Origin of the sequence: Flavobacterium sp. Root935 (assembly GCF_001429295.1) — a bacterium.
Classification (GTDB): Bacteria; Bacteroidota; Bacteroidia; order Flavobacteriales; family Flavobacteriaceae; genus Flavobacterium.
In genome coordinates, this window is record NZ_LMJL01000010.1 from 221,972 (window position 1) to 237,321 (window position 15,350).

General features: G+C 34.2%; 12 protein-coding genes. All 12 read right to left on the bottom strand.

The annotated features are described in order from the left end of the window. Positions 1 to 131 precede the first annotated feature (131 nt). On the bottom strand, positions 132 to 2,108 hold the full coding sequence (gene ftsZ, locus ASE40_RS11895; RefSeq protein ID WP_057117183.1) for a cell division protein FtsZ: 1,977 nt from the start codon (positions 2,106 to 2,108) through the stop codon (positions 132 to 134). An 86-nt stretch (positions 2,109 to 2,194) separates the two neighbouring features. Next, positions 2,195 to 3,604 carry a cell division protein FtsA gene (gene ftsA / locus ASE40_RS11900; protein WP_057117184.1) on the bottom strand — a complete coding sequence of 470 codons (1,410 nt, stop codon included), beginning with the start codon at positions 3,602 to 3,604 and terminating at the stop codon, positions 2,195 to 2,197. 6 nt (positions 3,605 to 3,610) lie between these two features. After that, a complete protein-coding gene (locus ASE40_RS11905; protein ID WP_057117185.1) occupies positions 3,611 to 4,333 on the bottom strand; it encodes a cell division protein FtsQ/DivIB in 723 nt (240 codons plus the stop codon). Next, entirely contained in the window at positions 4,320 to 5,669 is a 1,350-nt protein-coding gene (gene murC, locus ASE40_RS11910; RefSeq protein WP_057117186.1) for a UDP-N-acetylmuramate--L-alanine ligase, read from the bottom strand. Before murC ends, ASE40_RS11905 begins: the two co-directional genes overlap by 14 nt. 202 nt (positions 5,670 to 5,871) lie before the next feature. Further along, positions 5,872 to 6,957 (bottom strand): undecaprenyldiphospho-muramoylpentapeptide beta-N-acetylglucosaminyltransferase, encoded by a 1,086-nt coding sequence (murG, locus tag ASE40_RS11915; protein WP_057117187.1) that lies wholly within the window; start codon positions 6,955 to 6,957, stop codon positions 5,872 to 5,874. Between the two features lie 42 nt (positions 6,958 to 6,999). Further along, the gene (locus tag ASE40_RS11920) at positions 7,000 to 8,310 is read right to left on the bottom strand and encodes an FtsW/RodA/SpoVE family cell cycle protein (RefSeq protein ID WP_057117188.1); all 1,311 of its coding nucleotides are present in this window, start codon (positions 8,308 to 8,310) and stop codon (positions 7,000 to 7,002) included. A gap of 78 nt (positions 8,311 to 8,388) precedes the next feature. Beyond that, the gene (gene murD / locus ASE40_RS11925) at positions 8,389 to 9,720 is read right to left on the bottom strand and encodes a UDP-N-acetylmuramoyl-L-alanine--D-glutamate ligase (protein ID WP_057117189.1); all 1,332 of its coding nucleotides are present in this window, start codon (positions 9,718 to 9,720) and stop codon (positions 8,389 to 8,391) included. 63 nt (positions 9,721 to 9,783) lie between these two features. Next, the gene (locus tag ASE40_RS11930) at positions 9,784 to 10,134 is read right to left on the bottom strand and encodes a four helix bundle protein (RefSeq protein WP_057117190.1); all 351 of its coding nucleotides are present in this window, start codon (positions 10,132 to 10,134) and stop codon (positions 9,784 to 9,786) included. Between the two features lie 52 nt (positions 10,135 to 10,186). Beyond that, on the bottom strand, positions 10,187 to 11,422 hold the full coding sequence (gene mraY / locus ASE40_RS11935; protein ID WP_057117191.1) for a phospho-N-acetylmuramoyl-pentapeptide-transferase: 1,236 nt from the start codon (positions 11,420 to 11,422) through the stop codon (positions 10,187 to 10,189). Positions 11,423 to 11,534: 112 nt separating this feature from the next. Continuing rightward, on the bottom strand, positions 11,535 to 12,998 hold the full coding sequence (locus ASE40_RS11940; RefSeq protein ID WP_057117192.1) for a UDP-N-acetylmuramoyl-L-alanyl-D-glutamate--2,6-diaminopimelate ligase: 1,464 nt from the start codon (positions 12,996 to 12,998) through the stop codon (positions 11,535 to 11,537). Continuing rightward, positions 12,995 to 15,004, bottom strand: a complete 2,010-nt coding sequence (locus tag ASE40_RS11945) for a penicillin-binding protein (RefSeq protein ID WP_057117193.1) — start codon at positions 15,002 to 15,004, stop codon at positions 12,995 to 12,997. Before ASE40_RS11945 ends, ASE40_RS11940 begins: the two co-directional genes overlap by 4 nt. Next, entirely contained in the window at positions 14,995 to 15,342 is a 348-nt protein-coding gene (locus ASE40_RS11950) for an FtsL-like putative cell division protein (RefSeq protein ID WP_057117194.1), read from the bottom strand. Before ASE40_RS11950 ends, ASE40_RS11945 begins: the two co-directional genes overlap by 10 nt. Between the last annotated feature and the right edge of the window lie 8 nt (positions 15,343 to 15,350).

The following is a 15,350-nucleotide window of genomic DNA, read 5'->3' on the forward strand; positions in this document are numbered from 1 at the left end:
CGAACTGACAATAGAATTAACTTTAAAAATCAACTTAAGAAGTCAAATTTTTAAATTCTGTGCGAAGATAAAAAAAATAACCCGAAAATTAAATCCAATTTTCGGGTCATCCTAATATTATGATTCTAAAATTAATCTACGTTGTCGTGCAAAAATGAATTGTTTGAACGCAATTGTAAATCATTGTTACTGTCTGTTCCAACAGAGATTCTAGAATTAGTATTATTTGACTGTGAATTCGATAAATCAATTCCTAATCTTTTGTAAGCTGGTTCTTTTTCCAACTCGTCAATTCTAGAAACATTATTATGGAATTTATAGTTAAACTCTTTTAGTTTCTTTCTTCTTTCTTCTGCTCTTAAACGAAGTGTTTCTTCAATTGTTAATTCCATTGGAGAAACTTCAGAAGTCGTTGTAAAATCGGCTTGACTTGCAAAGTCTGTTCTTGGTTTCAAAGTAATGTTTAATTCCTCTGGAACAACATCTTCAACCACTTTTTCAACTGGTTTAGAAGTAATCAAGTCGTTTTCAACTTCCATATATTCTTCTAAAGAATATTTGATGATTCCGTTATCAGAAACTTCTGTTACCGGCACAAACTGCACTGGATCATTTACTTTTATCTCACGTGTTTCGTTTGTTAATTCAAACAAAACTTTATTATCTTCAATAACTGGTTCTCTTTTTACAGGCTCTGATTTAAACAAAGGTAGATCAAAAGAAAAAGTAGTCTGCTCTTCTCTTTCAAAAACTCTTTGTTGCTGCACAGGCTGTTGTTGTACTTGTTGTACAACTGGAGTTTCTGGTGCAGAAATTGTAAAATCGATATCTGTAATTGGCGAAACAATTTCGAAAGTCACATCCAAATTTTTAATAAATTCAGACATTACCACTAACTCTTCCTGATTGATTGCTGGAGCAACAGCTTGAGGAGTTGGCGCAAATGTTTCGTCATCATCCATTAAATCAAAAACAACTTTATCTTCAGTTTTTGCTGTAGGTGTATCAACTGTTAAGTCGAAAGAAGTAAGTGGTCTACTAGTTAAATTATGAACACTTCTCTGCTCATCTTCTAACGTATGAATGATTTTTTTAGGTTCTGTATTAACAATTTCATTTTGTTGTTCTACATCAAAACCTGTAGCAATAATAGTTACAGCAATAGCTTCACCAAGAGTTTCGTCTTCACCAACTCCCATGATAATATTTGCATTGTAACCAGCCTCAGCTTGGATGTGATCGTTGATTTCTCCGATTTCATCAAGAGTAATCTCATTAGTTCCAGAAACGATAAGCAACAATACGTTTTTGGCACCTGTAATTTTATTGTCGTTTAACAAAGGAGAATCCAAAGCCGAAACAATAGCGTCTTTTGCTCTGTTTTCACCTGTTGCCACAGAAGATCCCATGATAGCTGTTCCACTGTTAGCCAAAACAGTTTTTGCATCACGTAAATCGATATTTTGAGTATAGTGGTGCGTAATTACTTCGGCAATACCTCTAGAGGCAGTTGCCAAAACTTCATCCGCTTTAGAGAATCCAGCTTTAAAACCAAGATTTCCGTATACTTCTCTTAATTTGTTGTTGTTGATTACAATTAATGAATCGACTTGCTTGCGTAGTTTTTCGATTCCAATAATTGCTTGCTCCTGACGTACTTTCCCTTCAAATTGAAACGGAATGGTCACGATACCAACTGTTAGTATTTCTCTTTCTTTTGCTAATTGAGCGATTACCGGAGCAGCACCTGTTCCTGTTCCTCCACCCATACCAGCAGTAATAAATACCATCTTAGTATTTCTATCTAACATTTTTTCAATATCAGAAATACTTTCGATAGCAGATTGCTGTCCAACATCTGGGTTTGCTCCTGCTCCTAATCCTTCAGTTAAATTAACTCCTAATTGAATTTTATTTGGTACTGAACTATTTTGCAGCGCTTGTGAATCGGTATTACAAACGATAAAATCTACGCCCTTAATACCTTGCTTGAACATGTGGTTGATTGCGTTACTTCCGCCTCCGCCTACACCTATTACTTTGATTACATTTGATTGATTTTTTGGTAAATCAAATGAAATACTTCCAAATTCTGAGTTGCTCATCATCTTTTTGGTTTTTGAAATTCTTATTTAGTACATTTTTTACTTCTTGACTTGGGGCAAAAAGTAATTTCCTTCTCTTGTTATTCTAATTATTCTGCGTTGTCTAAAAATTCTTTGATTTTATCAACGTATCGATCAAAAAATGATCTTCTTATTTTATTTTCAGTAGACTCGTCTTTAGCTGCTTTATGACTCACAACTTCTCTTGTCTCTTCAATAGCTTCTACTCTCTCAACGTAGTTTTCTTCTACTTCGTATCGCTGTACTGGAGTTGGTGCATTTCTGTAAACCACTTTTGGCTGTTCATTAACCAGTTCCATTCTAACAGCACTTTGAGAACTGTTTTCAATACTGTTCATTACTAATCCAACCGCTGTTGCAAATAATGGACTAGAAATTTCTTCTCCAGAATTCCCTGCTAAATGCTCATTTGGATAACCAATTCTAGTATCCATTCCTGTAATGTATTCTACCAATTGTTTGATGTGCTTTAATTGCGCACCGCCGCCTGTTAATACAATACCAGCAATTAGTTTTTTACGAGGATCTTCGTGACCGTATGCTTTTATCTCAGCAAAAACCTGTTCTACAATTTCCACGACTCTTGCGTGAATAATTTTAGATAAGTTTTTTAATGAAATTTCTTTTGGTTCTCTTCCTCTTAAACCAGGAATCGAAACGATCTCATTATCTTTATTTTCTCCCGGCCAAGCAGATCCGAATTTGATCTTTAAAAGTTCTGCTTGTTTTTCGATAATCGAACAGCCTTCTTTAATATCATCTGTAATTACATTTCCACCGAAAGGAATCACCGCTGTGTGACGAATGATACCATCTTTGAAAATAGCCAAATCTGTTGTTCCGCCACCAATATCGATAAGCGCAACACCAGCTTCTTTTTCTTCTTGACTTAAAACTGCATCTGCCGAAGCTAATGGCTCTAGTGTTAAACCAGATAATTCAATTCCTGAACTCTGAATACATCTTCCAACATTTCTGATTGAAGAAGCCTGCCCAACTACAACGTGAAAACTAGATTCTAATCTTCCGCCGTACATTCCGATTGGCTCTTTAATTTCAGACTGTCCGTCGATTTTAAATTCCTGCGGTAAAACATGAATAATTTCTTCTCCTGGTAACATCGCCAGTTTATTTACCTGATCGATTAGGAGCTGAATATCATTTTCGCCAATAACCTCTTCTGGATTATTTCTGCTGATGTAATCAGTATGCTGTATACTTCTGATGTGCTGCCCGGCGATCCCTACAACAACATCTTTTATTTTGTAACCTGAATTATTTTCTGCTTCGATTATCGCTTGTTGAATCGATTGAATCGTCTGCGTAATGTTGTTTACTACTCCTCTGGCAACACCCAAACTTTTGGATTTACCAATGCCCAAAATCTCCAACTTACCATATTCATTTTTCTTGCCAATCATGGCAACGATTTTGGTTGTTCCAATATCTAGACCTACTGCAATGTTATCTTTTTCCATTTTCTATTATTTAGTGCAAACTACTTGTTCCGTAAACCTAAGGTCAATTTTACTGTATTTATATAACGAACTATCTAAAACTGCTTTTTGAAAAAAGGCTTTATAGTTTCTAAATTTCTTATCAACATTCATTGTTCTGCCGAAATCTATGAAGTAATCATAGTTACGATTAAACATTTTTAGGCTTCCATTCGGCATAATCTCTATTGCAATGATGTTTTTTTTCAAAAACGCATCGTCATAAATTGTGCGAAATAAAGCTGCTAAATCTTCGTTATTTTTTTTATTAATTGCCCCTGAAACAAGCGGAACTCTTGCAGTAAAATTGTCAGACAAAGGCATTTTATTACCCTCGTAATCAATATAAAAAGAAGCGTCGCCGTCATAAACTCTTGCTATGGGCGTCTTCTGTTTTACTACTGCTTTTAGAACTCCATCGATACTTACAAAAACATTTGACTTCTCAATCATCTCTTGTGTATCGAGGGTTTTCTCTATCTTATTCAAATCTACTTCATCTTTTCTAATACTTGAAGCGTCTCTTTTATTTTCTATCAACAATTTATTAACCGTTTCAGGCTTCACAAAAAGCGTATTTTCTCCTACAAAAACGACCATCGATTTTTTCAATTTTCGATCGCCATTTCGATGTTGTGCGAATGAAAATAAAAAAACTACAAGACCTAAAATAAGTACTAATCGAATATTTGTCCAATTAAATATTTTCATTTAGCATTTTTTTAATTGACGGAACCATTTCTCCTATATCACCAGCTCCAATTGTCACAATTATTGGTGCATCGCTGGCTTTGATTTCACGCAATAAATCGTTTTTTGCAACAATTTTTTTGTTCGAATTTGTCATTTTACCCAAAAGCCATTCAGATGTTACTCCTTCCATCGGAAGTTCTCTAGCTGGGTAAATATCCATTAAAAACACTTCATCAAATTTTGATAAGCTTTCGGCAAATCCATCAGCAAAATCTTTTGTTCTGCTAAATAAATGAGGCTGAAAAATGGCCAGCACTTTACGACCTGGATACAATTCCCTAACTGCCTGATGAACAGCATTTATTTCTGTCGGATGATGTGCATAATCATCAATATATACTAATTTTTCACTCTTAATTTGATACGAAAAACGTCTTCTGATTCCGTTGAATGAAGCAATGGCTTTTGCAATAGACTCGGTCGGGGTGCCAAAAGTGTTAGCCATCGCAATAGCCATCAATCCATTCATTAAATTGTGTTTCCCAGGCAGCCCAAAACGTAGGTCTTTCATAATTTCTGACGGTGTCTGCACATCAAAAACATAAGCGCCATCTTCTATTCGAACATTAAAAGCCTTATATACAGCATCTTCATTTATAGCACATTGAACGCCCTCAAGAGGTAATTCTTTTGTTATGAAGAGATTGTTTTTATCTTCTACTTTTGCCGCAAATTCTCTAAAAGAATCCTCAATTGCCTCACTAGTTCCATAAATATCCAAATGATCTGCATCCATAGACGTTACACACGCGATATCCGGACGTAAATGCAAAAATGATCTGTCAAATTCATCGGCTTCAACAACAGTTACTGTTTTTCCACTTCCAATTAGGTTTGAATTATAATTTTCAACAATTCCTCCAATAAAAGCTGTTACATCTGCACCGCTTTGAAACAAAATATGACCAAGAATACTAGAAGTTGTTGTTTTTCCGTGTGTTCCAGCAACTGCAAAGCAAAATGTATCTTTACTTATAATTCCAAGAACTTCTGCACGTTTTTTAACCTCGTAATGTCTTTCTATAAAATAATTCCACTCAGAATGGGTTTTTGGGACCGCTGGTGTAAAAATTACCAACGTATTCTCAACATAATAATCGGTTGGAATTAAACTAATATTATCTTCAAAATGAATATCAATACCGCTTTCAATCAATTCACTTGTCAGCATAGAAGGGGTTTTATCATAACCTGAAACTTGTTTTCCAATATATTTGAAATAACGAGCCAAGGCACTCATTCCGATTCCTCCGATACCAATAAAATAAACGTTCTGTATTTGATTTAAATTCATCTTAATTTCTTCTTTAAGTATTAAGTTTCAGGCGCTAAACCATAAACTTTATGCTTTATAATTGTGTTAAGCTTTCATCTTGGTTTTCCTTAAAAAACTAAAAACTAAGCCATTATGTTTTTATACTTATAAGAATCGAAAGTCCCCTAAAATAGCGTTCTTCTTTTCTCTTGATGTTGTATAATTTTCGCCAAAATTTATATTATAACAACTTTTTTATTTCTTCTACAATTACTTTCGTAGCATTTGGCATTGCTAATTTTTTGATATTATCACTTAATTGTTTCTGTTTTCCCTGATCTTTCAGCAGCGCTTCAAAAACAATGCTAAACTGGCTTTCCAATTCAGATTCTTTCAATAAAATTGCACCTTTTGCATCTACAATTGCCTGCGCATTTTTAGTCTGGTGATCCTCAGCTACATTTGGAGATGGAATAAAAATTACAGGCTTTCCAACAATACATAATTCTGATACTGACGAAGCTCCTGCTCGTGAAATTATTACATCTGATGCTGCATATACAAAATCCATTCTTTCAATAAAATCAACCACTTTTACATTTGGCTGATTGTATTTTTTATAATCTTCAAAATATAGTTTTCCACATTGCCAGATTACCTGAACATCTTGCGAAAGAAAATTTTGCAATTCTTTTTCAATTAACTGATTGATTCTTCTTGCTCCTAAACTACCTCCTAAAACCAATAATGTTTTTTTATTTAGATCTAAACCATAAAACGAAATTGCTTCATCACGTTTACTGTCGATATCAATTAAATCCTGACGTACTGGATTTCCAGTTAAAACAATTTTTTCTTTCGGAAAAAAACGTTCCAAATTTTGATAAGCGACGCAAATTTTATTCGCTTTTTTACTCAATAATTTATTGGTAATTCCTGGAAATGAATTCTGCTCTTGAACCACTGTCGGAATTCCTGCCGAACCTGCCGCTTGAAGTAAAGGTCCGCTGGCAAAACCACCCGTTCCTATTACTACATTTGGTTTGAATTTTTTAATAATTCTTCTTGATTCCAATAAACTGCTTGCTAGTTTAAGAGGAAACATCATATTTTGTAAAGTCAATTTTCGTTGTAAACCAGCTATCCAAAGACCTTTTATTTCGTAACCTGCCTGAGGCACTTTCTGCATTTCCATTTTATCTCTGGCACCAACAAAAAGAAATTCTGCATCAGGAAATTGTAATTTTAATTCATTTGCAATCGCAATCGCAGGATAAATATGTCCTCCTGTTCCTCCTCCGCTAAGTATGAATTTATACTTTGTCATCATTTAAAAAATTACAACGTTTTAAAAACTATTTTTTTTATTTTATTTGTTTAAAACTGCATTCATCGGATTCCTTGAATTATCTTCTATAGAATACATTTGTTCTTCTTCATATATTTCTTGAGGAACTACATCTTCTTCTGCCAATTCTTTATCAATCAATCGCTGTAACGCTTCTTTTCTTTTTTCTTTTTCCTTTTTTTCTTCGGCAATTTCTTCCTCTTTTTTCGTAACACTGATTATTATTCCCAGCGAGAAACAAGTCATCCAGATCGAACTTCCTCCACTACTTATCAATGGCAGTGTCTGTCCAGTTACGGGTAGCAGTTCAACCGCTACCGCCATATTAATCATCGCTTGGAATATCATCGGAAATCCGAGACCGACGACGACTAATTTTCCAAATAAGGTGTTTGCTTTATGAGAGGCAATCACAAATCTGAACAACAGCAATAAATACAGAAGTAATATCGAAACTCCTCCAACTAAGCCATATTCTTCAACTACAATTGCGTAAATAAAATCGGAAGATGATTGGGGAAGAAAGTTCTTTTGAACACTTTTTCCAGGTCCTAATCCGCCTAATCTACCTGAAGCAATCGCAATTTTTGCTTTTTCTATCTGATAATCATCTTCATCGGGTTTATCGGTTGTAAAGTTCATAATACGACTTTCCCATGTTGAAACCCTGCTGAAAAACCTAGAGTCTGGAAAAGCTTTGGCTACCAAAAGGAAAAATGCCAGCATTGCAATTCCTGAACCTATAATAAAACCTATATATTTTAATGGATATTTACCAATGAACGTCAGCATCATAACCATCGAAAAAATCAACGCTGTGGTCGAAAAGTTGGCTGGTAATATTAGTGCCAAAGTGATAAATACTGGAATCCAAAGCTGAATAAATGAGGTTTGAAACGGCTCATTTTCTTCTTTCTTTTTTGACAAATAACGCGCAACATAAATAAACAATACACTTGCCGCTAAAGTCGAAGTCTGAAACGTAATTCCGATAAACGGAACTTGGATCCATCGACTTGCATTTGCGCCCGCAATTACGGTTCCTTTTAATAATGTGTACAATAATAGAATCCAAACTACTGGAAGCGCTATTTTAGAAATCGCTCTAAAATAATGATACGGCACTTTGTGAACCCAGTATATAATTAGAAAACCTATACAAACGTGAGCCAAATGTTTTACCAAGTAACCCAATGTATTACCGGTTCCATGACCAATATAAGCCAGATTACTACTCGCACTAAAAACAGGCATAAACGAAAATAACGCCAATAAAGCCACAAATGACCATATTACCCTATCTCCTTTTAGTTTGTTTACTAATTGCTTCATTGTTTTTAGTTTCAGGTTTCTTTTGTTTCAGGTTTCAAGTTCCTCATAACATGAAACTTGAAACTTGAAACTTTTATTCTACAAGTTGTGTACCGCTTGCTTAAATTGTTTTCCTCTGTCTTCGTAGTTTTCGAATAAATCAAAACTTGCGCAGGCTGGAGACAACAATACTGCATCACCTTTTTCTGTTAATCTTTGAGCAGTTTTTACTGCATCGTTCATATTGTTCACTTCAACCATAATATCAACAACGTTTCCAAAAGCATCTATAATTTTACGGTTGTCTACTCCTAAACAAATAATCGCTTTTACTTTTTCGCGGACTAATGACATTAATTCGTTATAATCGTTTCCTTTGTCAACACCACCCACGATCCACACGGTTGGAACATTCATACTATCTAAAGCAAAGAATGTAGCATTTACATTGGTCGCTTTTGAGTCGTTGATGTATTGAACGTTTTGTATTTTTAATACTTTTTCTAAACGGTGCTCAACACCTTGAAAATTAGATAAACTTTCACGAATAGTTGCATTTCTAATCTGCATCAATTTCGCCACAGAGCTTGCTGCCATTGCATTTTTCATATTATGTTTTCCTTCTAACGCAATGTATTCTGTTTCCATTGTAAACTCTTCTTGGTTAATCTTTATTTCCATTTTGTTGTTATTTATAGAAGCCCCTTCATCGAATGTTTTTGTCAATGAAAAAGGAATTAATTTTGCTTTTGTTTTGTTACTCTTTAACCATTCTGTGCTTGCCTCATCATCTGCATCGTAAATGAGATAGTCACTTTCGGTCTGGTTCATCGTTATCCGGAATTTCGAATTAATATAATTTTGATATTTATATTCGTATCGATCTAAGTGGTCTGGACTAATATTGGTTATTATGGCAATATCTGGTCTATAATCTATTATTCCGTCTAACTGAAAACTGCTTAATTCAAGAACATATGCGTCAAATTTATTCTCGGCAACCTGCCAGGCAAAACTCTTTCCTATGTTACCGCCTAAGCCGACATTTAATCCTGCCGATTTTAGTAAATGATAAGTCAGCATTGTTGTTGTTGTCTTACCGTTACTTCCAGTAATTCCTATTGTCATTGCTTCTGTAAAAGGTGCCGCAAATTCAATTTCAGAAATCACCTTAATCCCTGCTGCAACCAGCTTTTTTACTATTGGTGATTTATCTGGAATTCCTGGGCTTTTCATTACGACATCGGCATTCAAAATCAAATCTTCTGTATGCTGCTCTTCTTCCCAGGCAATTTTATTAATGATAAGAACTTCTTTGTAACTCTCTTTTATCTTTCCAAAATCTGACACGAAAACATCGTATCCTTGTTTTTTCCCGAGGATTGCGGTTCCAACTCCACTTTCTCCTCCTCCTAACACTACTAATCTCATAGTTTTTTTAATTAAAAATTCAGAATTAAAAATTAAAAATCAGTTGTGACTTTCAATGAATTCCTATTTTCCTTTTAGGGTTAGTATAATTTTCGCTAATATTCTGCAAATTTCATTAGCCTCACCAAAGATGCTGTCAAATTCATTTACAGAAATATAATCTGTTGCTTTTAATAATTTCAACCAATAAATTGTTTCTCTAGCTTCTTTATATGAAATTTCAAGCTTGAATAAAAACTCCTTATTAGAACGTCCTCCAATCGATTCTTCGATGTTTGCTCCAATTGAAGTTCCACATCTTAAAAGTTGTTTACTTAAAATAAACTCCTTTTTTGTATTAGTTAGATATTTATATAAATTGATTATTCTAACCGCAAAGAGAAATGATTTCTCTTGAACAATATTCTCCTTCATCTACAAGAACGTGCAACCTTTAATTTTTAATTCTAAATTTTTAATTTAAAATTTATCTCAGTTTTAATGTAATAATTGACAATATGGCTAACATCACTGCAACAATCCAGAAACGGGTCACGATTTTACTTTCATGATATCCTTTTTTCTGATAATGATGATGAAGCGGCGACATCAAGAAAATTCTTCGACCTTCACCAAACCTCTTTTTTGTATATTTAAAATAAGATACTTGAATAATTACTGAAGCACTTTCTGCTAAGAAAATTCCACAGAACAATACAATTAATATTTCTTTACGAACTGCAATTGCTAAAACAGCGATAATTCCTCCAATTGTTAAACTACCTGTATCACCCATAAAGACAGATGCCGGATATGAATTGTACCAAAGAAAACCAATCAGCGCTCCAACAAATGCCGAAATAAAGACAGTCATTTCTCCCGAATTGGGGATATACATAATATTTAGATAATTCGAGAAAATAATATTTCCAGAAACAAACGTGAATATACCGAGGGCAAGGACAGAAATGGCCGAAGTTCCTGCGGCGAGTCCATCGATTCCATCTGTTAAATTAGCTCCGTTTGAAACCGCTGTGATGATAAAAATTACAACTGGAATAAATATTAACCAAGCCCATTTTTCATATCCATCTCCCATAAACGACAAGATTTCAGCATAGTCAAATTCATTGTTTTTTACAAATGGAATTGTTGTTGCTGTTGATTTCTCTTCTACAGGTGCAGGTAACACAACAGTTGTATTTGCAGTGCTTGTTTTAAAAACATCCGTACGTCCTGTATCTGTTCTTACTGTAACAGCAGGGTTAAAATAAAGAACAGCTCCAACGATAATTCCTAATCCAACCTGACCAATAACTTTAAAAATACCTTTAAGTCCTTGTTTATCTTTTTTAAATATTTTGATGTAATCGTCAACAAAACCAATTGTTCCCATCCATAATGTAGTTACAATAAGCAATACTATATAAATGTTATGTAATCGAGCAAATAACAAAACTGGAACTAATGTGGCAAAAATGATAATCAATCCGCCCATTGTTGGTGTACCAGCTTTTTCATTTTGACCTGCAAGACCTAGTTCACGAACAGTTTCTCCAACTTGCTGGCGTCGAAGAAAATTAATTACCCTTTTACCATAAATTGTTGATAAAAGCAATGAAAGCATAAATGCCAAAGCCGATCTAAATGTGATGTACTGAAACACTCCTGTTCCAGGTAAATCTAATGTTTTGTCAAAATATTCAAATAAATAGTATAGCATATATCTTTTATTTTAAATTCCAATTTTGAATTAAAATTCCAATTTTTATCCCGAAACTTCGAGACCAATTCCAATGCTGCATTGGATTTTGGAATTTGGAATTTTGATTTTGTTATTTGTTCAATTGTTCTAAAATTTCCTTTACTGTTTCCATATCATCAAAATGATGACGAACACCATTTATTTCCTGATACGTTTCATGCCCTTTACCGGCAATCAGAATAATATCTTTTGGCTGAGCCAATTGACAAGCTGTTTTAATTGCTTGTTTTCTATCTGTAATTCGCAGCATTTTTTTATAGTTCTGTGGCTCAACTCCCTGCTCCATTTCATCCAAAATAACTTCGGGATCTTCATTTCTCGGATTATCCGAAGTCAGAATAGCTTTATCACTCAAATCTGAAGCAATTTTCGCCATAATAGGACGTTTCGTTTTATCTCTATTTCCGCCACAACCCACAACAGTGATTAACTGTTCGTTTTTGGTACGAATATCATTTATTGTTTTCAAAACATTTTCTAAAGCGTCTGGCGTATGTGCGTAATCTACAACAGCCGTAATTCCCCCGTCTGATACAATATACTGAAAACGACCCGAAACACTTTCTAAATCAGATAGTAAGCGCAACGCTTCAAGGCTATCAATTCCAAGCTCTACAGCTGTTCCATAAATAGCTAAAACATTGTATGCATTAAAAGTTCCAATTAGCTTTACCCAAACCTCATTATCATTAACTTTTAATAATAATCCTGATAATTGGCTTTCTAAAATCTGAGCTCTGTAATCGGCATACGATTTTAAAGCGTAAGTCAATTTTTTGGCAGCTGTATTTTGCAGCATTACAGTTCCGTTTTTATCATCTATGTTAGATAAAACGAAAGCTGATTTTGGAAGTGAATCAAAAAACGACTTTTTAACATCTCTGTATTCTGCAAAAGTTGGATGATAATCTAAATGATCGTGTGATAGATTCGTAAATATTCCACCTACAAAATGCAATGCTTCAGTACGTTTTTGATGAATTCCATGCGAACTCACTTCCATAAAACAATGTGTAACTCCAGCTTCGACCATTTCATTTAAATAATGATTAATTGTTAGCGAATCTGGCGTTGTATGCGTTGCTGGATATTCTTTTTCATCAACCATGATTTTTACAGTTGATAATAAACCAACTTTAAAACCTGCTTTTTGAAACAATTGAAATAATAAGGATGCAATTGTTGTTTTTCCGTTTGTTCCAGTTACACCAACTAATTTTAGTTTTGCAGATGGATCTTCAAAATAATTAGCGGCCATAAAAGCCAAAGCTGTATTGGTATCTTTTACCTGAATGTACGTAACATCTTTGGTAATATTTTCTGGAAGCGTATCGCAAATGATTGCTTTTGCTCCTAATTGAATTGCTTTTTCAATATAATCATGTCCATTTGAAAGTGAACCACGAATTGCCACGAAAACATCATTTGCTTCGACTTTACGTGAATCAAATTCAATTTTCTTAATAGCAGTTTCTGTTGAACCTTTTACAGATTCAATAGCTACTTTATATAATATGTCTTTTAATATTTTCACGATAATTCTAATACAATTGTTGTGTTTTTGCTAATATTGGTTCCCGCCTGAATCGATTGATTCTTTACTTTCCCCATTCCATTTACTTTTACTTTTAAACCTAAATTCTCCAGTAAAGCAATTGCATCCATTCCCGGCATTCCTTTTAAATTCGGAATCTGATTAACCTTTTTATTGGCCTCCGCGATATATTTATCATAACTAGCATCCTGTTTTGGAATTCTAGTATCTAATTTTTTAATCTTATTTGTTGAAGGCGCATCAGTAAAAATCTTTTGAGCGATTCTTTTAAAGACTGGCCCTGCAACATCTGCTCCGTAATAGTTATTCTTAGCCGTATTTGGCTTATGAACCACTACAATACAGGAATATTTCGGGTGATCTGCTGGAAAATAACCCACAAAAGAAGAAGCATAGTACAAGGCTGATTTCCCTTCTTTTCCTCCATAATTCATTTGAGCTGTTCCTGTTTTTCCTGCCATCGAAAAATCTTTCGAATACAATTTAGAACCTGTTCCTTTCTTCACCACATTAAGCAGTACTGCTTTCACTTTCTTTAATGTTTCTGGCGAACAAACTTTTGGATTTATAACTTCAACATCAAATTTCTTGATAGTTTTATTCCACTCTTTAATTTCAGACACAAACTGCGGTTTTACCATCACACCATCATTTGCAACTGAATTGTATAATGCCAAAGTCTGCATTGGTGTAACTGAAACTCCATATCCAAATGCCATCCAAGGAAGCGAAACTCCTGACCAATGTTTGTCTCCTGGCTGTGGTATATATGGTCTTCCTTCTCCTTTGAAATGCAATCCCAGCGTCTTATTTAAGCCATAACTATTGACATGATTTACAAACTTAGATGGGTTATTTTTGTAATTTTCATAAACCGCTTGAACCATTACAGTATTTGATGAAAGTTCAAATCCACGTGCTAATGAAACCTTTCCATAACCTCCGTTGTGCGAGTCACGAACCGATCTTCCATAATATTTAACTACACCATTATGGCTGTCATAAACTGTACTTGTATCAGCTACTTTATCATCCAAAATTGCCATTAAATCAACCAACTTGAAAGTTGATCCCGGTTCATGAGATTCGGCAATTGCGTAATTTGTTGTTTCGTAATACGATCCGTCCTCTGCTCTTCCTAAATTTGAAATTGCTTTCACATGGCCTGTTTGTGTTTCCATAACTACAACACAGCCGTGATCTGCTTCATAATCTTGCAATTGTTTCAGCAAAGCATGATGCGCAATATCCTGAATAAAAACGTCTATAGTCGAAATAACATCATAACCATCAATTGGATCTACTTCATTCAAATCACGAATTGGTTTCCACTGCCCTTTTGCAATTTTTTGTTTTAGAATTTTACCGTCTTTCCCGTTCAAATAACTCTTAAAAGCCCACTCAATTCCTTTTCCAACTTCTACACCAGTTGCAGGATCAACCCGATCGTAACCAATTGTTCTTTCTGCAATTTTTCCAATTGGATGTTTTCTAACAGTTTCTTGTTCAACTATAATCCCACCTTTAAAAGCGCCTAAATTAAATAATGGAAAACCTTTAATTTTCACATATTCGGTATAACTTAAATTGCGGGCAATCAAATAATAACGGTTTTTATTTTCGCGCGCTTTTCTTAATTCTTTTTCGTAATAACCTGATGGTCTGTCTAAAACAGTTTCTAAAGAATCTGCTAATTGCTTTACATACTTCTCAAAAGTTTCTTTTTTTGGCGCTTTTGCATCAAAACGAATTTCATAGTTCGGAATTGAGGTTGCCAATAAACTTCCATCAGCAGAATAAATATTTCCTTTGTTTGCCGGAATTACAAAATTTCTAACTGTACGCTGTTTAGCCAGTTTTCTATAATAATCTCCTTCAACCCACTGAATATTGGTTAACTTAACTACAATAGCAATTGCCATCAAAAAGATGAAAACTGCTACGAGGTAAATTCTGTAGGATATATGTTTATCTTCTACTGCCATATTCTTTTAAAGAAATTTTTTTCTTCTTCTTTTGTAACTTCTATTTTAACTGGAGGAACTGTAGAAGGAAAGATTTGTTTTTCCTTCATTTTATCAGAAATCGTTGACTCCATTTTTAATTTCATTAATTCTGAACGTCGATCTACAAATTCAGACCTCAATTCTTTTACTTCATTGTTTAATTTCGCTATTTCAAAAACCTTTTGCTCGTATCGCTGTGTATTTGCAATCATCAAAATGGCCAGCAGGATTATAAAAACAATAAAACGCCAATTTTTTACCGCATCATCATGTATCAGAAATCTTGCTTTTAATATGCTAAACACGCCGCTTTTCATTTTTTCCT